Raw genomic sequence first — 20,089 nt, forward strand, 5'->3', positions numbered from 1 at the left:
TCTGTGTCCGTAGGGGCGTGCCCGGCAGATGCGTACCGGTTTCCGCCGATTGGGCGGCCTCAGCCAGGAGCCTTCTCGAAGCCGGACTGGAGCAGGATCCGCCGGGCGGCGGCGTTGTAGCCGGTGGTGGTGACCTCGCCGGTGGTGGAGTGCCGGATCGGCACGAACGGCTCGGCGGTGCACTCTGTCGGCGCCGCCGCCTCATGGACGGGCGAGGGCCCCTGGACGAGGAGGATGCGGGTCGCCGATAGGGCTTCGAGCGCTTCCCTGCGGTAGTCGGTCAGGTCATGGTCGATCCTGGCCAGGGCGGCCATGAGCGTATGCGCGGGGACGGAGTCCGGGTCGGGGTGGGTCTCGTCGAGGCAGGGGTCGACCGCGTTACGGGCACCGGCGATGAGCCGCTGGGCTGCGTGGAGCAGGCCGCCGTCCCGCAGCACGTAGTTCAGGAGTTGGCCGAGCTGGTCGGTGTCGACTGCCGTGAGGTGGTCGGCGAGTTCGTGCAGTGCCGCAGCGCCGGCCTTGACGCTGGCGACGGAGTCGAAAGGATGCGAGGTCAGTATTTCTCCGTGGTGGTCAGTTCGGGGCTTGGAGGGTTTGGATGGCCGGTGCCGGCCTGGTCCGGGGCTCGGCGGTACGGGGCCGGTACGGGCGGGCCGTAGCCGGCCTTCCACTGTCCGTACGTTTCTCGGCCGGCGTCGGTCGTTGCGATGTCCGGTGACGGTGCAGGTGTCGTGGGCGGCGTCGACCCGCCCGCCGGGGTGGCTGCGTCATCGGATGGCGCGCAGGGGCGTGCTGGTGGTCAGCGCCGGGGTTCGCCGGGCGGCGATGACCGGCGGAGTCGCAGCGGTTGGGGGTGCGCGGCGTCGGGCGCGTATACGGGTGAGGGGGGCCAGGGCGCGGCGGGCGGCTGGGATGAGGTGGTGAGGGGCGTGTGCGGGGTCGTGGGTGAGGTCGGTGATCTCGCGTCCGGCGGTGTGGGCGGTGGTGAGCAGGGCGCGCGTGTAGAGGTGTTCGGCCCAGTGCTCGGCGGATCCGGCGGGCTGGCTGAGAAAGTCCAGGACCTGGGATGGGTCGGTGCCGTTCAGGACGGCGTGCTGCTGGGCTTTCCACAGCACGGTGATCGGGTCGACCGGATCACCGCGCCGGACCATGACGGTCAGGCACCGGTACAGGCCCTGGTGCAGGGGGAGGCCGAAGTCCTCGGGGTGCAGCCAGACCAGGCTGGCGAGGTCTTCCGGGCGGGCGGTACCGGCGGCCAGGAGGAGCCGTTCGGCATCGAGGTCCTCCTCGCCCGGCGCCCGGGTTGCTGCCGCCGGAACCGCTCTGGGCACGGGTCCGGGCTGGCGAGGCCACTGGGGTTCGGCACGGTCGAGGAACCGTCCGAGGGCATCGGCCTGCTCCAGCACCACGGCTGCCGGTTCGGGGAGCGTGCTGTCGTGGGCGAGCTGTTCCAGCCGTACGGCGTGCTCGCGCAGGGTCCGGCGGACGTCTTCGGCGCGGATCATCTGGGCGTAGACGGGGGCGTGTTCGGGCCTGGGGCAGGCGTTGATGAGGGTGTGGAGGTAGGGGGTGTCCAGCCCGGGCGCGGTGATCAAGGCGGCGGTCAGTACGGCCGTCAGCCATACCGGGCTGGCCCGGTGGGCCTCCGGGATGGGTGGGGTGAGGGTGCGCATCGCCGCGAACAGTGCGCTGTGGGAGGGGTTGGCGAAGTGCTCGGGCAGCAGGTCCGGCACGCCGGCGAGCTGGTCGGGTTCGAGGAGCAGGGCGCCGAGCAGGGCCTGTTCGGCGTAATGCAGCGGCTCCGGTAGAGGCAGGTCTGCGTCGGGATCGTCGAAGTCGGCGGGGTGGTCGGGTGTCATCAGGCTGCCAGGGCGAAGTCGTCGCGGCGCAGAGTGACGCCGAGGTGCGGGGCGAGCAGGTGCGCGGCGAGCCGGGGCGGGACGGCGTTGCCGATCTGGGAGAACTGCTGGCCCTTGTTGCCGGCCCAGGGATGGCCGGCGGGGAAGGTCTGCAGGATCCCGGCCTCGACCGCGGTGATCCGGATCGGATCCGGCACCTCGCCCGGGTCCTGTTCTGCCGGAGCTGCGGCATCCTGGCGGGGTTCGGCGACCCACAGGCATTCGTTGGCGCGGTGGCCGAAGAACAGCGTGCCGGCCGGCTCGTCGGAGCTGCGGACGGTGGCGTTGGCCTGGTTGTTGCTGCGCAGCGACCAGGACCAGCGGTGCGCCTCGGCGGTGAACGTCGGCGCGGGTGCGTCGGCGGGCCGGTTGTCGCGTAGCCCGTGCCGGGCCCAGCCGGGTCCGTCCCGCCGGGAGCGGAGCACGAGGTCGGCGGGAGCGGGGTGCGTTTTCCAGGTGCCTCGGTCACGGGCGTCGGTGAGAGTCTTCCTGGATCCGGAGGGGAAGGGTTCGGGCCCGCCGCCGGGTCCGCCGCCGGCGCAGACGGTCGGCACCGGCCGGTCGGTGGCGCCCCAGCCCAGGGCCTGCGCCATGCTGACCCACCGCTCGCGGCCCGGGCCGAACAGCGACTCCGGCTCCGGGACCGCCGCGTGCGTCGGCTCCGGCGGTGCGGCGGTGCGGACTCGGGAGGCGATCAGGATCGCCCGCTTCCTCGTCTGGGGTACGCCGTAGTCGGCCGCGTTCAGGATGCCAGTCCAGGTGGAGAAGCCCCAGGTGCGGAGGATCGCGGCGTACTGGCGCCATAGCGGCAGCACGTCGGGTACCTCCTCCATCAGCACCCATTCGGGCTGTCCGGCCTGGTGCAGGGCGTGCAGGTAGCGCATGGGTTCCGCGGCCAGCAGGGAGCGTTCGTCCCGGCACGCGGTCAGCAGGTGGGCGCGGGTGTCGCGTCCTTCGGCGAGGTCGGCGACGGCCTGGTGGACCAGCGGCTGGTCGAGCAGCCCGAGCCTTTTGCCGGCCATGGACCATGCCTGGCACGGCGGGGAGGCGATCAGCCCCCAGGTCTTCCCGACGAACGGCCACACCGGGTACATCGCCACATCCGTGCGGACGGTGAGCAGCCCGGCAGCCGCCCTCGTCCGGCACGCCCACAGATCCCACTCCAGCCCGATATCCCGAACACCCAGCACGGCTGCGGCATAGGACCAGCCGCCGGGGCCGGCGAACGCGTCGAGCACCAGGCCGCGGTTCACGCGGTGAGCCCGAAGTCGCCCTGCTCGGGCTGTTGTTCGTCGCCGCGGCACGCCCATGGCGAGCAGCCGTCGGTGACGCCGTCCTCCAGCTCCTGCAGGCGTTCGCCGGCTGCCCCGGTGTCGAGGGCGGCTTGCCGCTGGGCCCATTCGCGGGCGGTGACGTGGTCGATCGGCGCCTGGTCAAGGGGTACGCGGGAGCGGTGCAGGAACGCCTGCCCCAACAAGGGGTTGCCCGAGGCGTTGGCGCGGGCGTTGCCGGCCCGGATCGCCGCGTCGAAGGCGACGACGTCCCCCCACTCCTCCGGAGAATGGTCCCTGATATTCCGCCACTGCTGGTTCCCGTGGAATGGGCAGCCCAGGCAGCTGCTTTTCGGAGTGTCCGCCAAGCCGCATGATTCGAGGAAGGAGATGCAGTCGGCGCGGGACCAGTCCATGTCCAGGATCAGGGGGTGGCGGTTGTGCATGTAGGCGACGTCGGCGTCCTTCGCCCGATGGAACTCATCCGTGGAGATCCCGACCCACTGCTCGACGAAAACACCCTTCGGGATACGCTGCGGATAGGGGTATCCCAGGATCTCCCGAACCTGCTTCTTGATCGGCTTGATCTTATATTCACCGGTGCACTGCCGCCGCGTCATCCCAGGTCGGCCATCCTTGTTGAGGATGTAGAGCGGCATGGAAGCAAAACGATGGGCGGGGTCGAGCGCGTCATTTCTGATGTTGCCCGTCGACACCCGAAGGACGGGAATTCCCGCAGGTTCGGCTATCTCGCGCTGTATACGGTCGAGATGCGAATAGACGGCTTTTGGTTCCCAGCCAGTGTCGGCGAATATCGCATAGTCGATCCGTGGGAGGATTCCCTCGGCGGAAAGAGCGAGCAGCGTGGTGGACTGTACTCCGGCGCCGAGGGAAAGGATGCGGTAGGTAGGGTTGGTGGGGTTTTCCAAGGGTGTGCGGGAATTCCTGTTCTCGTGAGTAGGGGTCAGCGGGTCCGGGGCCGGCTGGTGGCGGTTGGAGGGTGCGGGACGGTACCGACGGCGTCGGCGTCCGGTTGCGCGGGGCGTTCAGGAGGGCCGAGGCGGCGCAGATGTTCGCCGGCGTCGGCCAGGCGCATGGCGATGCCGGTGACCGTGGCGGCGGCGTCCTCGAAGTCCGAGGCGAGTCGGCGGGCGGGCTCCGTGCCGGCGGCGAGCGCTTGCTGACCGGCTGCCTCGAGGAACCGGGACAGGGTCGGCAGGAGGCCGTCGACGTCGTGGACGACCTGGTCGGTCAGGGCCGCTGCGGCGTCGCAGGTCTTGGCGCCGTTCATCGCCTCAGTCAGGGCCCGCAGTTGATCGCCGAGCCGGTACCCGCCGTCGGAGCCGCCGGCCGGGGCGGCGGGGTGGGCGGTGAGCTGGGGGTCGAGGTCGACGCGGTATCCGGCCAGGGTGAGCATCTGCGCCGCGTGCGTGGCCTGCTCGTTCTCGTGGACTGGGCCCTGGTCCCACGGCAGGCGGTAGTAGCGGGAGTTGAAGTGCCACTGGACGGTGAAGCCGGCGCGTTCCAGCAGGGCGCGGGCGAGGCCGTCGCCGCCCCAGGCTTCGACGCTCCCGCCGCCCAGGCGGGTGATCCGGACGTGAGGTTGCTCGGGCGTTACGTCTCCTCCCATTGGGGTCGATGTCGCGGACGGTTCAGCGTGCGTGACGGTGCGGACCGGCGGAGATGTGTGCCGGCGTCGGCGGGGTGACGGTGTGCGCGGGCGCGTCGAGGTGCATGGCGCGGGCCGCGCGCAGGAGCGGGGGCCGCAGATCGAGGCGGGGGCGCCAGCACAGGCCCTCGGCGAGTTCGAAGGCCAGGTCGTGGAGGACTTCGGCCGGGGTGTTCGGGGACAGGTGCATGGTCCAGACCGGGTGGTCGGCGTTGTCGCCGCCCCAGACCGTCCAGGTCCGCGAGTCGGCGGGCAACCGGGCCTGGGCGGCGAAGGCGTCGAAGACGACTCCCGCTCCGTCCCCTCGCGGCGGTGTCCACCGGATGAAGCGCCCCGCTACCGTCTGGGTCCAGTCGGCCAGCGGCTGGGCGACGTGGGCGATGGCCTTCTCGCTGACCGCGGGCTCGGTCGCCTCGGCCGCTCCCGATATGAGGGTGTCCAGGAGGACGGCCACCATTTCCACCGGGGTGGAGGCGCTCGCGGTGGCGTGCCACAGGCGCTCGCCGACCGGCGACTCATACGCCGCGACGGTCCACCGCGGTTCGCCGCTTTCGGGTTCGTGGACGAACTCCACGCGCATGAGCAGGGATTCGTGGCTGGCGATGGTGGTCTCGTCGTGCGGCCGGTACTTCTCCCACCCGTCCTGCTGTGCGAAGAAGGAGTGGAGCAGCTCCTCGTGGTCGCCGGGGTTCCCGTCGTAGACCGGCACCGTCGCCGGTGACGGTGCCGCCCGTCCGGGCGCGCCGTCCGGCTTCGTTGCGGCGGCGAGGATGCGGGCGGTGCGCTGCTCGGCGGCCGTTGCTGGCGCGGGGCCGGGGCGTACGGCGTCGCCGTACAGGCGGGCGAACTCGGTCACGGCCTCGGCCTGGTCGTCGAAGGTCCGGGTGACCTGCCGCAGGTGGTCCTCGCCGTGCAGGTGCACGCCGTATCCGGCGGCGTAGGTGCCGACCGCGACGACCGTGTGCGCGTCGTGCGCGTGGCGGTGGATGACCAGGCGTCCGGCGGCGATGTCGTCGTGGAGCTTCTGGGCCTCGGCCCCGACCTCACGGATCTCCTCCCGGGTCAGCCAGGGCATCGGGTAGTTGGCCCAGGTCCAGTTGTCGTCGGATTCCAGCTGGAGGCCGGGGTCGGCGTCGACGGTGATACCGGCCTTGCGCAGGGCCTGGGTAGCAGCGTCGGTGTAATGGGCTTCCTCACGGTCGATCCGGACCAGCACAAAGGTGTCCGGATCCTGGCCGGGAGCGGGTTGGAAGGTGTGGGCGCGCAGGATGTGTCGTGCGGCGTTCGCCCGCGATCCGCCGATCCGGGCGAGGACCACGCTGTTGTCCTCGGGGTGCGGGTCGAGCTGGACGTCGGTGGGCGTGTCGGTCATGGGCCTCCAGTGGGCTGGCAGGTCATCGGCGGGGGCCGCGGGTGGTGGTCAGGGGGATCGCGTAGGGGCGGGTGGCGGCGGTGTTGTGGACCTGGGCGGTGATCTGCCCGCCCGTGGGGACGGCGGGTCTGGCCAGGTGGCGGCCTGCGGCCTTGCGGATCAGGGCCTGCTGGACCGGCATCGGCAGGGCGTCGATCGCCGTGATCAGGGCGGGCAGTTCGGGCGCGAACAGCCCCGGGGAGACCTCGGTTGCGGCTTCGGCGACCAGGCGGGCGGTCTCGGTCTCGATCAGTGGCGCCCAGGCGAAGTCCAGGCCGGTCTGCTCGCAGGTGTAGAAGCCGCCGCCCTCCAGCGAGGCGGAGAACGGGTAGTCGTCCTCCAGCATCAGCTGGACGCTCTCCAGGAGGAACTCGACGGCCGCTGACAGCTTCTGCGCCAAGGCGGGGTCGTGGATCCAGCGGGTGCTGTCAGCGGGCGCAGCGGTCGGCACTGAATCCTCGCCGGAGCCGGGAGGGGTTCGGGAGTCGGTCAGGAAGGGTCCTTCGGGTTCGGGTTGGGGAAGCGGTCGGTCAGCGGTGGCGGCGGGCGGCGGCGCCGAGCTGGCCGAGGGCATGGGCGAGCTGGGCGTTGCCCAGCGGGATACATACCGGTGTGATGAGCGCGAAGGGCACGGCGGGGCCAGGGATGCTGCCGTAGCGGCGCTGGACCGGTTCGGGTGTGGTCAGGCGGGTGACGAAGCGGGTCACCAACGCCGTGGGCGCATGGGTGGAGAACGCGGCGTCCCACTGGGTGCCGGCCTTTCCGTACACGTCCGCTTCCACCCACCAGGCCCAGGCGGAACCGGGGGTGTGCCACAGGGTGCAGTGGCCATCGGAGGACGTCGCGTGTCCGTTACTGTCCTGGCGCCATCCGCTGTTGGAGGTGACGGCGAACGGGTCGACGCCGACGTTTAGCGGTTCGATGTGCCGCCGGTCGCCGAGGAGTTGGGGCAGCGACAGAGTGACCGCGGCGACGGTCTCGGCCGGCGTGTGCCGGGTGAACTCCGCCCGCCGGTCCTGCTCGCCGCGGTGGGTGACGGCCCACCAGCGGCCGAACCGCTCGCTGGGGTCGAAGTCCACGGTCGTGGTCTGGTCGGGGCTGGTGGCGGTGATCCGGCCGGTGGTGCTGTCGTGGATCCAGGGCCAGTCGAACAGGTGGATCAGCGGGCCGATCGCGTCCTGGACCGGGCCGGTGCCGGCCATGTAGCGGGGCGAGATGAGGACCTGGTCCTCGTCGTTCACGTCGGGCAGGGGTTTTCTCCGGAAGTTGAGGTCAGCGGCGCCGCGCGGCAGTCGGCGCAGCCGGCGCGGGCAGTCTGGTCGTGGCGGTGGCGTCGAGGGCGGCCAGGGCGGTGCGTCCGGCGTCGGTCGTATAGAGCTTCTGGCCGCCGTAGAACCCGCCCCGGGTGTCGCGGCCGACGAGGCCGAGGGACTCCAGGCGGTCGTACGTGGGCATGGTGATCCGGACCCCTGCACCCGCGGCGATGCGCAGCGGGCCGTTCCTCCCGGACTCATACATCTTCACGCCGCCGGCAGTGATGGACCGCAGGGCAGCCTGCTGCGCAGGGGAGAGCTTGGGCTGCGGGGCGCCTGCAGCCGGTGCCGGTGCGTGGGCGGCTGCCACCGGGCTGACCGAGCCCGCGGGCAGCGCTGCGGTGTCGCGGGCCAGGGCGGTGGCGGAGTAATGGCAGGCGGTCTCGCAGACCTCCATCGTGTGAGCGGCCTGCTTCAGGCCCTCGCGGATCACGGCGCGGGCTTCGCGGTGGCGGTGTTCGCGGATCTGGTGTGCGGCGTCGGCGTCGGGCTGCGGATCGAACCCGGCGGCCTCGAACGGGAACGCGGCGACCGCGGCTGCCAGCGAGACGGTTGCCCCGGCGGTGTCCTGCGCGACGGCGGCCAGGCACTCCAGGGTCGCGCGGTGGCCGGGCACGGCGGCCAGTTGGGTGCCGGCCAAGGTCTCCAGCGGTTTAAGGGCGAGGGTGGTCAGGTGCTGGCTGTCGCCGATCCGCTCGACGAGCCAGCCGAGCCCGGCGGCGTCGAACACCGGCGGGACCTGGATGAGTTTGGTGTGCAGCGCGGTGAAGCCGGCAGCCAGGGCGCGGAGCTTCCGGGCCTCTTCAGCGGGGTCGATGTCGGGGTTGGCGGCTGCCGGGGCCGTGGTGGGGGTAGCGGTCAGTGGGTTCTCCGGGGGGCCGGGGTGGGAGCGGGAGCGGGGCGGGGTGTGGGCGGTACGGGTCCGGTCAGGGCGGTGCGGGCGTGGTCGAGGGCCTGGCGGGCGGCGTGGATCTCGCCGACCGCGGTGCTGTACTGCTCGACGCCGTCCAACTGCTGGGCGAGCGTGGTGGCCGTGGACGCGGCGAGCGCGGCCAGGGGAACGCCGGCGCGGCTGTAGTGGGCCAGGGCGGTCGCGACCTGGGACGCGCAGGCGGTCAGCGGGCCGGCCCGGTGCCGATCGGCGGCCGGCTCCTGGTCGAGCTGGTGGAGGGCGTCGCCGTGCAGAGCGACCAGCAGGGCCGCGAGAAGGGAGGTGTGGCGGGTGGCGGTGAAGAACCCGGCGGCGTCCGGGGTGGCCTGGTGGGCGCGGATGTCGGCGGCGACGGCCTCCAGTGCGCGTGCCGGGTCGAGATCCTCCAGGTCGCACGGTTCGAGAAGGATCATCGGCGGGGCGCCTTTCCACGCGGGAGGCCGGGCGGTTGCTGCTGTGCCGGTCGGCCGGCGGGCACCGGCGGGAGAAGGGCGAGTCCGGTGCGGACGGCGGCCGGCAGGGTGCCGGCCACCGGCAGGCCCGAGCCGGTAAGGAGGTCGGGGTGCTGCAGCCCGCCGGTGAACAAGACCGCGTGGGCGCCGGCTGCGTGTGCGGCGTGCGCGTCGTCCAGGGTGTCGCCGATGACCACCACCCGCCGTGACGCAACCGGGCGCGGCAGGCGGGCCAGGTGGTCGGCCAGGGCACGGGTTTTGCCGGTGTCGGTGCCGCGGCGCCCGTCGATCCGCTCGAAGAACCCGGTCACGCCGGCCGCGGCCGATTCTGCGGTGAGCACGTCGTGGGGGCTCAGCGAGAGCAGCGACTGCCGGTAGCCCAGGCGGGAGAGCGTGCCCAGCAAGGCGGCAGCGCCCGCCCGCAGTTGTACCGGTCGCGTTTGGATGTGCTGCAGGTAGGTCTGCTCGGCCACCGCCCACTCCGCGTCCGACAGCGGGCGGCGCAGGATGCGGGCGTAGAAGTCCCGGATGGGCACGCAGTGCAGGTTCTGGTACGTGGCCCGGTCGACGGGCGGGATGTCCAGCGCGGCCAGGGTGACGTTCATGGCCAGGACCATCTCGGCCAGATCATCCTTCAAGGTGCCGTTCCAGTCCCAGACGATGTGCGTGCCCCGGTCGGGCTTGAGCGGGTCAGTCAGGCGAACCTCCTTGGTCAGCGGTGAGCGTGAGGGTGTGGGCGTGGGGGAATCGGACGGCGGAGGCGATGGCGTAGCCGGGGTCGAGGTCGATGGCAAGCCAGCGCCGGCCGAGGTCTTCGGCGGCCTGGCCGGTGGTGTTGGAGCCGGAGAAGAAGTCGACGACGAGGTCACCGGGCTCGGTGCACAGGCTGATGAAGAACTCCGGGATCTTGGGCGGGAAGCGGGCCGGGTGCGGGCGGATGCCCCGGCGGCGGCACTCGCGCAGGTAGGCGTCGTTGGAGGAGCTGTTGGGCACGCTGAGCAGGCTGGTGGGAAGGGCTCCGCCCCGGTCGGTGTCGAAGGCGTCGCTGACGTGGTGCCCCGAGGGCCGCTGCGCCGGGGCGAAGTGCCGGCGCGGGTCCGCCAGCAGCCGCCGCATCGACGCCGAGTACGGGGTCTTCACGGCGGTGGTGTCGGCCTTCGGGAACGGGGTTTTCGACAGCCACCACACGGTGTTGACGGTGTCCTTCGCGCGGATCTTGCGCTTGGTGACCCACTCGGCCGGCGACGGGAGCCGGCTCGGGTTGTGCCAGTAGAAGTCCTGCGCGAGGTGGAACCCGAGCCGGTCGGTCAGGGCCAGCAGGACACGGAACTGGTGCAGGGAGCGCACCGGTCGGCCGCGCTGGTAGGCGCCGCCGAGATCCAGCACCAGGCTCCCGCCCGCCTTCAGCGCCCTGTGGGCAGCCTTCGCGAACGGAAGCAGCCACTCGACGTACGCCTCCTGGTCGGCGTTGCCGTACTCCTTCGGGCGCAGCAGCGGGAACGGCGGCGACGTCACGAACAAGTCCACGCTGCCGGGGACGAGTTCACCCAGCAGGTGCTGGCTGTCGCCGCTGTACTGCGCCCCCATGGACGTCGTGTAGTGCAGCTGCCCTGACAGCTCGGTCTGACGGCCGTGCCGGACAGACGCGGCAGTGGTCATGCCGCCTTCCCGACGTCGTCCTTGGTCAGGGACTTGGCGATGGCGCGGGAGGTGATGGCCCTGGACGCTGCGGCGGAGGCGGCGGTCAGCTGCTCGGCGCCGGGCTCGGTGTACCAGGGGCGCAGCGTGAGCATCGCGGCGCGCAGGCCAGTGGCGAACAGCAGCGCGGACCCCTTGGCCAGGGACCGGATCGCGTCGGGGGGAAGGATCCGCTCCTGCCGCATCGACACCGACGTCGACTTGCCCGAGTCCGAGGAGGAGGTGGAAGTGGTCTCGACGTCGTGGTCGCCGATCAGCCGGCTGAGCTTGTCGGCGAAGTCCGGGTCGTCAATTCCGGACCCGATGACCTTGATGGTGGCGGCCGACCACATGGCGTCCATGCCCGCGTCGCCCCAGACCTTCTGGCCCTGGCGGTAGGACTGCAGGATCGTGATCGGGATGATCCCGCGGGACCCCAGGTGGGAGTACAGGTCGGGCAAGTCGCTGATTTTGCACACGTTGGCCGCCTCGTCGAGGATGCACAGCGCCGGCGGGTCGAGCCGGCCCCCGGCGCGCTCGGCGGCGGTGGTCGCGGTCCGCATCACGCTGTCGGCACACGCCGCGATCAGCGCGCTCGCGCCGCCGCCGCCGTCCTTCGACAGCAGATACAGGGTGTCGCGGCTGCCGACGAACTCCTCGGGGTCGAACTCCGCGATGCCGGCCTGCGGGGTCACCCAGGCGGCGATGTCGGTGTTCAGCAGGCACGCCGCATACTGCCGTGCCGTCTCGTAGATGCCGTCCCTTGTCTCCGGCGGGCCTTCCACGGTGCCCTTCAACTGTGCTGCCACGGGGCCGAAGTGGTGGTCGCGCAGGATGTCCAGCGGGGTACGGTCCGCGGGAAAGGCAAGCCACGTCATCACGTCGGTGATCGGCCGGCCGTCGTTCGCCGCGGCGAGGAAAAGCTGGGACAGGACGTTGGAGGCGGCCTTGGACCAGAAGTCGCCCTGTGCGCTGGCGTCCACGGACGCGGACAGGAAGTGCCCGGCAAGACGTCCGGCGCCCTCCAAGGTGGTGGCACCGGCCAGGGGGTTCCACCACAGGGCACGCTGGGCGTGGGCGATCTGCTGGGGGTCCATCGTCCAGGTCCGCCCCACCGCAGCGCGGGCGTCGATCGTCGCGGTGTAGGCGTCACCGGCCGCCTTGTTGCTGGTGAGCAGGACCGCGCCGGGGGCATTGAGGATGGCCGGGATTGCCAGACAGGTGGTCTTGCCCGAGCGGGGGGCCATGATCGCGACCGCGACGTCCTCGTACCCCATCCGGACCTCGTGCCGGGTGCCGGCGAGGTTGCCGAGCAGGATCCCGGTCTGGTGCGGGGCCGGCTTTTTGGTGTCCTTCAAACTCGGGCGCAGGGACCGGGCCTTGGTGGTGATCGCGGCGGCGAGCAGCGGCTGGATGTCGCGGTGCCTGGCCATGCCGGCGACCGCCTTGTTCCGGCCGGGTCCGGCGCAGCCTCGGTGGCGCCACCACCAGCGCCCGGCGATGGCGCCGAGGACGGCGGTGATCAGGCCGGGGGAGATGAACCGGCCGACGAGCAGGGTGGTGTGGCCGGCGGCGGGCCAGAGCAGTTCGGGGTGGAGGAGGGCGTCGGCGGGCTGATAGGGGGCCCAGGGTCCGGAGTGGGTCAGGACGGTGGCGCAGTTCCCGCCGAGCCAAGCGGCGTTGGCTATCGGTACTGCGATGGCGATGGCGCCGATGATGAGCTTGAACAGCCAGTCGGTCAGGTCCGAAGTGCCGGAGGAGGGTGGTGGGTTGGAGGGCAGGGACGTTTCTCCCGGGGTGGGGTGGTTGCCGGGGCGGGGCCGGGGTCAGCGGATCGGGTGCGGGCGGGGCGCGGCGGACCGGGCCGGCCGGGCGGGGACCGCCGTGGCCAGCGCGGGACCATCCGGAGCGGCAGGCCCGCGTTCGGTACCCGGTTCGGGTGCGGGTCCGTGATGGTGTTCGAGGGCGGCGGCCAGGCCGGGGTCGATGCCGATCCGGATGCCGAGCGCTCGGGCGCTGGTGCGCAGTGTGGTCACGGCGGTGCGGATTGCGGCGGGGTCGTTGGGGGTGCCGGGCAGGGTGTAGAGGAAGTCGCCGGGCTGCATGGTGAGGCCGGCGTGGGTGAGCAGGTCGTGCTCGACGCCGGGCTCTTCCTCGGTGGTCAGGGCGAGCAGACCGAGCAGGTGGTGCTGGCCGACGGTGATACGGACGGGATCGATGGGCAGGGCTCCAGAACGTGAATGGGGTGGCGGTGGTGCGTGCCGGGCGGTTGTGTCAGCGCGCCTTCGCGGCGGATGGCGCCGGGGTGGCCGGGGCGGCCGGGTGGTGTGCCGGGGCGATGGCCGCGCTGGGAGAGGGGCGGTCGGCCGGTGCGCGGGGGCGGACCCGCGGGGCCAACCGGGCGGCTTGCTCTCGCAGATGCGCTGCCGCGTAGTCGAGGGCTTCGATGCCGGTATCAAGGCAGCCGTGGATGACCTCGTCGCTGAGGCGGTCCTCGGGCGCGCCGGAGGGAGCGAAATGGGGCAGGCGCCCGAGGAGTTCGTCCTGCAGACGGCCCAGCTCGGTCACGGTCTGTCCCAGCGGATCCAGAGCGCGGCTGAACGCCTCCGCGGTCTGCTTGGCGGTCGGCGACGGAGGCCACTGGCCGGTGGGCAGGTGCCGGCCGATCTCGGCGCTGACATCGCCGATGATCTCGGCCAGTACGCCGATCTGCTGGAACACCGTGATCGGCACCATGCCGTCATCGGGAACCGGCAGGACTTCCAGAGTGACTTTGAGGCAGTCGATACGGCCGGCCGCGTCGTACAGGGCCAGGGCGTCGGTGACGTTGCTCGTGTGCGTGTCCTCGGGTGCTCGTCGGGTGTGACCGTGGGTCATCGCGGACCCCGGTGCTGGGGGTGGCCGGGCGGCTGCGGTGGCAGCGCGGCAGGGTTCTGGGCGCGGGCGTGCTCGGCCGGCGGACCGGCGAGGTCGCGGTTTTGGCCGGCGGCGGTCCGGGCGATCTGGGTCAGGACGTAGCTGCCGTCGGCCCAGTCGCACAGGTAACTCCACGCTTCGGCGTTCCGTTCGGCCAGCGGCTCGTCGTATGCCTCGGTGCCGGGCCTGGACGTGGGAAGCAGTGCGTCGCATTCGGCCCGCCAGTACGCGTACGTCGTCTCCAGGCCGGTCCGGGCCTGGTCGAGGCGGGTGAGCGTGTCCTGCCAGTGGGGCTGCCGCTCGGCTACGGGCACGATGGTGAGCTGTTGTTCGGCGGCGCCGAGGAGTTCTTCCAGGTGCGGGCGGAGGTGGTCGAAGGCGCGCCAGGTGTCGGTGTCGCGCCGGCGCTGGCGCAGCCCGTAGGCAAGATCGTCCAGGGGCCAGCCCTGGTCATCGGTGTGCTGGTCGGAGTAGTCGTCCCACTGCTGGAGGATGTGGGCGGCGGCGCGGGTGTAGACGGTGAGCTGGTCCAGGACCAGTTGGCGGGTAGCGGGATCGATCGGAGTTGTGCCCTTCCTGTGGAGCGGGGTGGGCGCGATTCAGCGCCGGGTTGATGCCGCGGCCGGCGTGGCCGGCACGCGGGTGGCCAGCGCTGCGGCGGTCTTGCGCTGTTTGCGGGCGGCGGCGCGCACGGCTTTGAGCCGCTGGCGGTGGTCGTCGGCGAGGTGTTCGCCCTGGACGGTGGTGGGTTTCTGGGTGATCATCCAAGCGTTCGGCAGTGAGTGGGAGCCGCGGAAGACCGGCTCGGGGCTGACCAGTTGGGCGGCGAATCCTGCGACGAGGTGGGTGGGCGTGCCGGCGGAGAACCACGCCGACCACAGGCGCCGGTCTCCGAATCCGGTGGCGGGAGCGGCCTCGGCGGACCAGGTCGGCCGGCCCGCCGCGTCGTCCAGGCCCGGGCGCGGGCCCATACGCACGGAGGCGTCGGGCGAGAGCGCGGAAGCGGTGCCCTTTTCGTCGTTTTCCCTGGCCCAGCCGGTTGAGGTGAGGATCTCGTGGATGCCGGCCGGGGTGGGCGGCGGGTCCGGGGCGGGGTGCAGGAGGGCGTCGGAGAATCCGGCGAGGATCTCCACCGGGGTGTGGCCGCCGAAGGCGGCGTACCAGCCGCGGGCGCGGAACTTCCACCACGCGGTGGAGGTGTCTGGGGCGGTGGGTTCCAGGGTGAGGTGGACGGCCGTGTCGGGGCTGGCCAGCAGCACGTGCGGGTACGCGGGGTCGGAGTGGTTGGTCCAGCCGGCCGCTTGCAGCACCTCGGTGACCCGGCGGGGGTCACCGCCGCCGGCCAGGTAGCGGGGTGTGGTGGCGAACTGGATGGTGTCCTGGGGGCCGTTGGCGCCGGTGTAGAAATGCTCCCGCATCAGCGCCGCCGCCCGGTCGCATCGCCCGGAGCCGGAGGGGCGGGCGGTTTCCGGGCTGCGGGTGGGGGGCGGCGGGTGACGCCGGGAAGCGTGGCGAGACCGGAAGCAGTGTCGGCCAGGGTTTCGCTGATGTCGCCCAGGTGCTGGCTGGCCCGGCCCAGGTCCTGCCACAACTCAGGTGCTCCGCCGTGTCGTTGGGCGTAGCGGGAGGCGGATGCCAGCAGGTCCGACAGGCGGGGCAGGACGCCGTCGTCGGGGTCGAGGACCGATGCGACGAGCAGGGGGGCGGAGACGGTGCCCCTGTCGAGAAGGGCGGTGATCGCTTCCAGCGCCGCCGGGGCTTCGAGGATCGCTGCCGGCGGCACCCAGTCCTGCGGCCGACGCTCCTCTGGGGCCGCGCCCGGTTGCGCTTCGGCCGGTGCGCCGGGGGTGGTCAGGCCGCGCAGGATCTGGGGTGCACGGTGAAGGTCGGCGGCCTGACTGTCGAGGTGGTCGGCGGCGGCGCACAGGATGTGCCACAGCGTGTACATCGCCCGGTCCTGTATCCGGCCGGTGGCCTCAGCCTGTTCTTCGACGACGTCGGAGGCGGTGCCCAGGAGTTCGCGGACCGCGTCCAGCACGCCACCTTCGGCCAGAACATCGGCCAGCAGGCCGGCGGCGTCCGCCGGTTCGGCCTGGGCGATGCGGGCGGTCAGTGCCTGCAGGTGCCCGGTGACAGCAGAGGCGGACTGTTCGGGGGCGGGGGTAGTGGTCAGCGGGTCGTCCTGGGGGAAGTCGGTGCCGGTACTGGAGGTACGGCGGGCGGAGGGAGCGGGGGTGCCGACGGTGCGGGCCGCGCCCCGTTCGTTGTCGCCGGGAGGACTGGGTCCGGTAGTGCCCGCAGGATCTGCGGGGCGTCGCGCAGTTCCTGCGCCTGGTCCCAGAGGTGTTCGGCGGTGTCGGCGAGATGGTGGGACAGGGCGTATCCGGGCTGGTGCTCGCCCCATTCGCTGGCCGGGACGCGGGCCGTGATCAGGTGGCGGATGGCCGTGAGCACCTGGTCTAGTTCGTCTAGGACGCCACCTTTGGCGAAGACGTCCGTCAGGAGGTCGGCGGCCTCCTCGGGGTCGGCGTTCTCCAGGGTGGTGGCCAGGTTCCGCAGCGAGGCGGCGATTCCTGCCGCGGTCGTCGGATCGTGCCTGCGGGTCACCGGTCCTCCTCGCGCGCAGGCCGCTGCTGCGCCGCGGGTGGGGCGCTGTGCCGGTGGGCGCGGGCGCGCAGCAGGGCCAGTGGTGTGATGCGGGCGCGAAGCCGGCGTTGGGCTGGTGGGGTGGCGGTGTGGTGGGGCTGGGTCATCGGCTCCTTGGCGGGTGGGTGGTGCGGGTCGGGGCTGCCGGGCGGGGGTGTGCGGCGGGCTTCGGCGGCAGCGGGACCGCCTGCCGGATCGGGGTGGTGCGGGGGCGCAGGCGGGAGGTGGCGCGGGTGGAGCGGGCCCAGGCGGCTGCGCGTCCTGCGGCGGTACGGGCCTGGCGCCACGCGGCGAGCTGGGAGGGCAGCACCGCATAGGCGGTGGCCGCGGCGTGCGGGGCGCTGGCGAACGGAATCCGGCCCGGCGGGCGCAGGACCGGCTGGGGGTCGGCGAGCGCGGCGGCGAACCCCTCCACGGCGTGCAGCGGGGTGTGCTCGGAGAAACCGGCAGTCCACAGCGGAACACTGTGGCCACCAGCTGCCGGTGTCTGGGCGGTGGCCCACCAGATCGGGGTGTCGCCGTCGCGTCGGTAGTGCAGGGTCGCGGTGCCGTCGGGGTGGTCGACGCCGGGGTGTTCGCCCGTTCCGGGCTTCCATCCGCGGGCGGTGGCCTGGCCGAGAACGTCGGGTGCGTGGGTGGGCCGGGAGGCGGCGAGGGCGTCGGTCAGGCCGGCGAGGATCTCCACCGGGACGGCGGCGCCGAGGGTTGCGTTCCAGGCGGGCCAGCCGGACGGAGTGCCGGAGATGACCCACATCGGCGGGCTGGTGTCGGAGTGGTAGCCGACCCGCACGGACTTGTCGGGGCTTTCGAAGGAGAGCGGCGAGCCGGACTTGTCGGTGCGATTTTTCCAGCCTGCCCCGGCCAGGTGGGCGGTGATGTGGGTGAGGTCGCCGCCGCCGGCCAGGTGCCGGGGCCGGACCAGGTAGTGCTGCTGGGGCGCTTCACCGACGGCTGCCGGTCCCCAGCGCGGTTGCCGCCGGCTCATCGGGCCCGCCTCCCCGGGACCGGCGTGCCGGCCACAACGGGTGGCCCTGACGCAGGGGCAGGAGCCGGGTCCAGTCCGGCGTCCAGGCGGAGGAGGAGGTCGTGCAGGTCGTTGGCGGCCTGCCCGTACAGGGCAGCGTCGGGGTCACCGTGGTGCTGGGCGCGGTAGAAGGCGGTGGCCAGCAGCATCACGACCCGGCCCAGGACACCCTCCTCGGCGGTGGCCGCGTCGCGGAGGATCTGGCGGGTTTCGTCGGGGCCGGCCGCAGCGAGGTGTTCGGCGAGCCGGTCGATCTGACGCGCGGCATCGTGGGCGAAATCAACAGTGAAGGTGCCTGACGGCAGAGGCGCTCCTTTCGTAGAAGCGGAGGCGGGGCGGGTTCTGGTTCAGCGGCTGCGCCGCGGTTCAGCGGTGGGTGTCGGCGCCGGAACCGCGGGCTGCTGCGGCTCCGGCCGGTTGGCCGGTCGGGCTAGGGCGGCGGCGAGGGCCGGTTCGTCCACGATGTCGGGGTCGATGTTGACGCGGTATCCGGCCCGGTGCACTGCGGCGCAGGCCCGGCTGGCGACCTGGTGCTGGGTGTTCTCGGGCAGCTCGTCGGGGACTTGGTGCCAGACGTAGAACGGGGGCAGCGTGTGCCGGTGAAGGCCCAGGGTGTCGAGGAGCTGCAGCAGTTCCTCGGGGGCTCCGGTACGGCTGTCGGCGTAGATGACCGGGCTGCCGAAGCGCCGGTATATCTCGACATCGGTGCCGCATTCATCGGCAAGACTCACAGAAACGGATCTCCTTTCGCTGGATGGAACGGGGGCGGCCGGTCAGCGGGCCTTTTTGGACGCGTTGGCCGGCCGGGGAGCCGGGGATCCCGGTACGGCCCGTGCCCGCGCTTCCTCACCGGCTTCGGATCCGGTGTGATCGTTGAGGTTCGCTACGAGGTCGGTGAGGGTGTCGGCCGCCGCGAAGAGCAGCCGCGACATGTCGTCGATGCCCGCCTTGTGCAGGTGGGTTCCGGCTGCGTCCAGGAGCCGGCCGAGGGCGGCCAGCGGGCTGATCTCCGGGACGATGCTGCTCATCACGATGAAGCCGCCGTTGTTCCGGTCGGCGCGCACCAGGCTCTCGGTGACGCGGTCCAGCAGGCGCGCGGTGTCCAGCACGAGCAGGGCGGGATACCGGTCGGTGGAGGGCGTCGCGATACCCCGGATACGCGGCGCGGACCCAACCGCAGGCCCGGGTGTGTCCTGACCGGCGCGGGGCAGGTCGTCGATGGCCGCGGTGATAGCGGCGTGGTCGCCGGTCCCGGCGGCCAAGGCGCCTGGGTCGATGTTGACGCTCCAGCCCGCCTTGGTCAGGGCCGCTGCGGCGTCGCTGGCCAGGCGTCGGCCGGCCGGTTCGTCGAGGTGGTCGGGGACCTGGTGCCAGATGCCCCTCGGTTCGGAGCCGCAGCGTTGCAGGCCCAGTGCGTCGAGCTGGTCGAGGAGCCGGGCCGGGGCGCCGGTCCGGCTTTCAACGTAAATGGTGGTGGCGAACGGGTGGCGGAAGATCTCGACGTCGGTGCCGCAGATGTCGGCAAGGGTGGGGACGGTAACTCTCCTTTAATGCACCGGACTTGGGGTTTGTCGATCGGGGGGTTGATCACAGCCTGTGGATGAACCTGTGGACGGTGTCAGTGTTCGGACGCGGCAGCCGCGGGGGCCGGTGTGACCTGGATGTCGAGGGCGGCGCGCAGTTCGGCGACCTCGCGGTCCAGCCGGGTGTGGTCGTGGGGGTGATAGAGGATGCGGCCGGCGCCGGTGACGGTGCCGGCGGTGGCCGGGACGGGCTCGCCGGGGCGGAGGTTGATGGTCGCGGACATGACCCCGGGGCGCTGCGCGATGGTTTCCGCGGTGGCGACGCGGGTGACGGTGCCGGGCGGTGCGGCGATCATGACGGCGGTCAGGGCCGGGTAGTGGGGCTCGGTGGGCAGGGCGGGGCGTTCGCCGACGGCGAGGGCGGCGAGCGCTGTGGGGACGTCGATGCCGAACATCAGGCCGGTCAGTTCGGTGATGCAGTCGCCGCCCGGGCGGGCGGCGGCCTCTCCGACGTGCAGCCGGCCGTCGGTGGTGCGCAGGATCTCGCAGTGCACGGCGCCGGTCTGGGCGCCGAGCGCGGCGGCGGCGCGCCGGGCGAGGTCGGTCACGGCTCGGGCTTCGGGGTGGTCGGGCGGCAGGACGGTGTCGTACGAGGCGGATCCGACGGTGCGCAGCAGCGGCTGGTCGTAGCGCCCAGGGGCCGCCAGCAGGACCTCGCCTTCGTGGACGTACAGGTCGACGAAGTATTCGTCGGCCAGGTCCAGGAAAGCCTCCACCAGGAAGCCGTCGGCGGCTTCGTGCAGGGAGTCCAGGGCGTGACCGGCGTGGAAGCGCCCGGTGATGTCCGGCACGCGGGCGTCGAACGCGCCCGCCGCGACGAGTTCCTTCAGATGGGCCTCTGAGCGGACGACGAAGGTGTTCCAAGTGGCCGCGCCCGCGCGGGGCTTGACGATGACCGGCCAGCCCAGGGCCTGAGCGGCGGCGGGGATCTCGTCCGCGTGGTGGACCAGCCGGTGAGCGGCGACCGGCAGCCCGGCGGCGTCCAGGGCGTTCTTCATCGCGTGTTTGTCGGTGTACCGGTGCGCGGCGTCCACGCGCAGGCCGGGCAGGCCGCGCAGTTGGCGTAGGTGGGCGGCGGCGACGATGCACTGCTCGTCGATCGTGGCGACCGCGCCGACCGGCGGCAGGGACGGTTCCAGGGCGGTGAGGGCGTCCAGGTCGTCCCAGTGTCCGATGGTGTGGACGGCGCGGATCCCCGGCGGCGGGTGTGCGGGGCCGGAGGCGGGAGTCAGAAGGGTGACGGTGTGCCCGGCGGCCAGGAGAGCGGTCTCCATCGTGGGGTTGCCGGTGGCGAGGAC

Annotated in this window: 27 protein-coding genes; 3 read left to right on the forward strand and 24 right to left on the reverse strand. The window is 72.3% G+C overall.

What is annotated here, in order from left to right; genetic code table 11:
* Positions 1-59 precede the first annotated feature (59 nt).
* The 14 genes from ACQPW6_RS28490 to ACQPW6_RS28555 all read right to left on the reverse strand — a co-directional run bounded on the left by ACQPW6_RS28490 (position 60) and on the right by ACQPW6_RS28555 (position 12,727).
* On the reverse strand, positions 60-671 hold the full coding sequence (locus ACQPW6_RS28490; RefSeq protein ID WP_433894805.1) for a hypothetical protein: 612 nt from the start codon (positions 669-671) through the stop codon (positions 60-62).
* Between the two features lie 96 nt (positions 672-767).
* Positions 768-1,859 (reverse strand): DnaB-like helicase N-terminal domain-containing protein, encoded by a 1,092-nt coding sequence (locus ACQPW6_RS28495; RefSeq protein WP_433892547.1) that lies wholly within the window; start codon positions 1,857-1,859, stop codon positions 768-770.
* The gene (locus ACQPW6_RS28500) at positions 1,859-3,139 is read right to left on the reverse strand and encodes a DNA cytosine methyltransferase (protein ID WP_433894692.1); all 1,281 of its coding nucleotides are present in this window, start codon (positions 3,137-3,139) and stop codon (positions 1,859-1,861) included. Before ACQPW6_RS28500 ends, ACQPW6_RS28495 begins: the two co-directional genes overlap by 1 nt.
* A gap of 8 nt (positions 3,140-3,147) precedes the next feature.
* Positions 3,148-4,032, reverse strand: a complete 885-nt coding sequence (locus ACQPW6_RS28505; RefSeq protein ID WP_433894693.1) for a hypothetical protein — start codon at positions 4,030-4,032, stop codon at positions 3,148-3,150.
* A gap of 101 nt (positions 4,033-4,133) precedes the next feature.
* Positions 4,134-4,799 (reverse strand): hypothetical protein, encoded by a 666-nt coding sequence (locus tag ACQPW6_RS28510; RefSeq protein WP_433892548.1) that lies wholly within the window; start codon positions 4,797-4,799, stop codon positions 4,134-4,136.
* A 22-nt stretch (positions 4,800-4,821) separates the two neighbouring features.
* Entirely contained in the window at positions 4,822-6,210 is a 1,389-nt protein-coding gene (locus tag ACQPW6_RS28515; protein ID WP_433892549.1) for a DUF317 domain-containing protein, read from the reverse strand.
* A gap of 22 nt (positions 6,211-6,232) precedes the next feature.
* Entirely contained in the window at positions 6,233-6,700 is a 468-nt protein-coding gene (locus tag ACQPW6_RS28520; protein WP_433892550.1) for a hypothetical protein, read from the reverse strand.
* 79 nt (positions 6,701-6,779) lie between these two features.
* Positions 6,780-7,490, reverse strand: a complete 711-nt coding sequence (locus ACQPW6_RS28525; protein WP_433892551.1) for a DUF317 domain-containing protein — start codon at positions 7,488-7,490, stop codon at positions 6,780-6,782.
* 31 nt (positions 7,491-7,521) lie between these two features.
* On the reverse strand, positions 7,522-8,292 hold the full coding sequence (locus tag ACQPW6_RS28530; RefSeq protein WP_433892552.1) for a hypothetical protein: 771 nt from the start codon (positions 8,290-8,292) through the stop codon (positions 7,522-7,524).
* A 128-nt stretch (positions 8,293-8,420) separates the two neighbouring features.
* The gene (locus ACQPW6_RS28535) at positions 8,421-8,906 is read right to left on the reverse strand and encodes a hypothetical protein (RefSeq protein ID WP_433892553.1); all 486 of its coding nucleotides are present in this window, start codon (positions 8,904-8,906) and stop codon (positions 8,421-8,423) included.
* The gene (locus ACQPW6_RS28540; protein ID WP_433892554.1) at positions 8,903-9,739 is read right to left on the reverse strand and encodes an HAD family hydrolase; all 837 of its coding nucleotides are present in this window, start codon (positions 9,737-9,739) and stop codon (positions 8,903-8,905) included. Before ACQPW6_RS28540 ends, ACQPW6_RS28535 begins: the two co-directional genes overlap by 4 nt.
* Positions 9,636-10,604, reverse strand: a complete 969-nt coding sequence (locus ACQPW6_RS28545; protein ID WP_433892555.1) for a DNA-methyltransferase — start codon at positions 10,602-10,604, stop codon at positions 9,636-9,638. The genes ACQPW6_RS28540 and ACQPW6_RS28545 overlap by 104 nt, the downstream gene beginning before the upstream one ends.
* Positions 10,601-12,403, reverse strand: coding sequence for a type IV secretory system conjugative DNA transfer family protein (locus tag ACQPW6_RS28550; protein ID WP_433894694.1), 1,803 nt, complete (start codon positions 12,401-12,403; stop codon positions 10,601-10,603). Before ACQPW6_RS28550 ends, ACQPW6_RS28545 begins: the two co-directional genes overlap by 4 nt.
* 45 nt (positions 12,404-12,448) lie before the next feature.
* A complete protein-coding gene (locus tag ACQPW6_RS28555) occupies positions 12,449-12,727 on the reverse strand; it encodes a hypothetical protein (RefSeq protein WP_433892556.1) in 279 nt (92 codons plus the stop codon).
* Between the two features lie 12 nt (positions 12,728-12,739).
* Between ACQPW6_RS28555 and ACQPW6_RS28560 the strand changes: the two genes are divergently transcribed.
* On the forward strand, positions 12,740-12,862 hold the full coding sequence (locus ACQPW6_RS28560; protein ID WP_433892557.1) for a hypothetical protein: 123 nt from the start codon (positions 12,740-12,742) through the stop codon (positions 12,860-12,862).
* 34 nt (positions 12,863-12,896) lie between these two features.
* On the opposite strand, the gene ACQPW6_RS28565 is transcribed toward ACQPW6_RS28560, so the two are convergent.
* Positions 12,897-13,499 carry a hypothetical protein gene (locus tag ACQPW6_RS28565; RefSeq protein ID WP_433892558.1) on the reverse strand — a complete coding sequence of 201 codons (603 nt, stop codon included), beginning with the start codon at positions 13,497-13,499 and terminating at the stop codon, positions 12,897-12,899.
* A complete protein-coding gene (locus ACQPW6_RS28570; protein WP_433892559.1) occupies positions 13,496-13,852 on the reverse strand; it encodes a hypothetical protein in 357 nt (118 codons plus the stop codon). The genes ACQPW6_RS28565 and ACQPW6_RS28570 overlap by 4 nt, the downstream gene beginning before the upstream one ends.
* A 12-nt stretch (positions 13,853-13,864) precedes the next feature.
* On the opposite strand from ACQPW6_RS28570, the gene ACQPW6_RS28575 reads away from it, so the two are divergent.
* Positions 13,865-14,152: a hypothetical protein gene (locus ACQPW6_RS28575; protein ID WP_433892560.1), complete on the forward strand. Its 288-nt coding sequence runs from the start codon at positions 13,865-13,867 to the stop codon at positions 14,150-14,152.
* Here ACQPW6_RS28575 and ACQPW6_RS28580 read toward each other — a convergent pair.
* The 5 genes from ACQPW6_RS28580 to ACQPW6_RS28600 form a co-directional block, all read right to left on the reverse strand.
* Positions 14,138-14,956, reverse strand: a complete 819-nt coding sequence (locus tag ACQPW6_RS28580) for a DUF317 domain-containing protein (protein WP_433892561.1) — start codon at positions 14,954-14,956, stop codon at positions 14,138-14,140. The two genes, ACQPW6_RS28575 and ACQPW6_RS28580, sit on opposite strands and share 15 nt — an antisense overlap.
* Entirely contained in the window at positions 14,956-15,576 is a 621-nt protein-coding gene (locus ACQPW6_RS28585; protein ID WP_433892562.1) for a hypothetical protein, read from the reverse strand. The genes ACQPW6_RS28580 and ACQPW6_RS28585 overlap by 1 nt, the downstream gene beginning before the upstream one ends.
* 131 nt (positions 15,577-15,707) lie before the next feature.
* Positions 15,708-16,145: a hypothetical protein gene (locus ACQPW6_RS28590; protein WP_433892563.1), complete on the reverse strand. Its 438-nt coding sequence runs from the start codon at positions 16,143-16,145 to the stop codon at positions 15,708-15,710.
* Complete coding sequence (locus tag ACQPW6_RS28595) at positions 16,142-16,291, reverse strand: hypothetical protein (RefSeq protein WP_433892564.1); 150 nt, start codon at positions 16,289-16,291, stop codon at positions 16,142-16,144. Before ACQPW6_RS28595 ends, ACQPW6_RS28590 begins: the two co-directional genes overlap by 4 nt.
* Complete coding sequence (locus ACQPW6_RS28600; protein WP_433892565.1) at positions 16,288-17,169, reverse strand: DUF317 domain-containing protein; 882 nt, start codon at positions 17,167-17,169, stop codon at positions 16,288-16,290. Before ACQPW6_RS28600 ends, ACQPW6_RS28595 begins: the two co-directional genes overlap by 4 nt.
* 101 nt (positions 17,170-17,270) lie before the next feature.
* Here ACQPW6_RS28600 and ACQPW6_RS28605 point away from each other — a divergent pair, with 101 nt between their 5' ends.
* Entirely contained in the window at positions 17,271-17,507 is a 237-nt protein-coding gene (locus ACQPW6_RS28605; protein ID WP_433892567.1) for a hypothetical protein, read from the forward strand.
* 48 nt (positions 17,508-17,555) lie between these two features.
* Here the strand turns inward: ACQPW6_RS28605 and ACQPW6_RS28610 are convergent, their stop codons facing one another.
* The 3 genes from ACQPW6_RS28610 to ACQPW6_RS28620 form a co-directional block, all read right to left on the reverse strand.
* Positions 17,556-17,939, reverse strand: a complete 384-nt coding sequence (locus ACQPW6_RS28610; protein WP_433892568.1) for a hypothetical protein — start codon at positions 17,937-17,939, stop codon at positions 17,556-17,558.
* 42 nt (positions 17,940-17,981) lie between these two features.
* Positions 17,982-18,470 carry a hypothetical protein gene (locus tag ACQPW6_RS28615; protein ID WP_433892569.1) on the reverse strand — a complete coding sequence of 163 codons (489 nt, stop codon included), beginning with the start codon at positions 18,468-18,470 and terminating at the stop codon, positions 17,982-17,984.
* Positions 18,471-18,826: 356 nt separating this feature from the next.
* Positions 18,827-20,065 carry an ATP-grasp domain-containing protein gene (locus ACQPW6_RS28620; RefSeq protein WP_433892570.1) on the reverse strand — a complete coding sequence of 413 codons (1,239 nt, stop codon included), beginning with the start codon at positions 20,063-20,065 and terminating at the stop codon, positions 18,827-18,829.
* Positions 20,066-20,089: the final 24 nt, after the last annotated feature.

This window comes from Streptomyces sp. CA-111067, from assembly GCF_050956065.1.
Taxonomy (GTDB): Bacteria; Actinomycetota; Actinomycetes; order Streptomycetales; family Streptomycetaceae; genus Actinacidiphila.

Excerpts from the sequence above, each read along its gene's own strand:
- ACQPW6_RS28495 (WP_433892547.1), bottom strand. The coding sequence starts at position 1,859 with ATGACACCCGACCACCCCGCCGACTTCGACGATCCCGACGCAGACCTG.
- ACQPW6_RS28510 (WP_433892548.1), bottom strand. The coding sequence starts at position 4,799 with ATGGGAGGAGACGTAACGCCCGAGCAACCTCACGTCCGGATCACCCGC.
- ACQPW6_RS28515 (WP_433892549.1), bottom strand. The coding sequence starts at position 6,210 with ATGACCGACACGCCCACCGACGTCCAGCTCGACCCGCACCCCGAGGAC.
- ACQPW6_RS28535 (WP_433892553.1), bottom strand. The coding sequence starts at position 8,906 with ATGATCCTTCTCGAACCGTGCGACCTGGAGGATCTCGACCCGGCACGC.
- ACQPW6_RS28545 (WP_433892555.1), bottom strand. The coding sequence starts at position 10,604 with ATGACCACTGCCGCGTCTGTCCGGCACGGCCGTCAGACCGAGCTGTCA.
- ACQPW6_RS28555 (WP_433892556.1), bottom strand. The coding sequence starts at position 12,727 with ATGCAGCCCGGCGACTTCCTCTACACCCTGCCCGGCACCCCCAACGAC.
- ACQPW6_RS28565 (WP_433892558.1), bottom strand. The coding sequence starts at position 13,499 with ATGACCCACGGTCACACCCGACGAGCACCCGAGGACACGCACACGAGC.
- ACQPW6_RS28580 (WP_433892561.1), bottom strand. The coding sequence starts at position 14,956 with ATGCGGGAGCATTTCTACACCGGCGCCAACGGCCCCCAGGACACCATC.
- ACQPW6_RS28595 (WP_433892564.1), bottom strand. The coding sequence starts at position 16,291 with ATGACCCAGCCCCACCACACCGCCACCCCACCAGCCCAACGCCGGCTT.
- ACQPW6_RS28600 (WP_433892565.1), bottom strand. The coding sequence starts at position 17,169 with ATGAGCCGGCGGCAACCGCGCTGGGGACCGGCAGCCGTCGGTGAAGCG.
- ACQPW6_RS28620 (WP_433892570.1), bottom strand. The coding sequence starts at position 20,065 with ATGGAGACCGCTCTCCTGGCCGCCGGGCACACCGTCACCCTTCTGACT.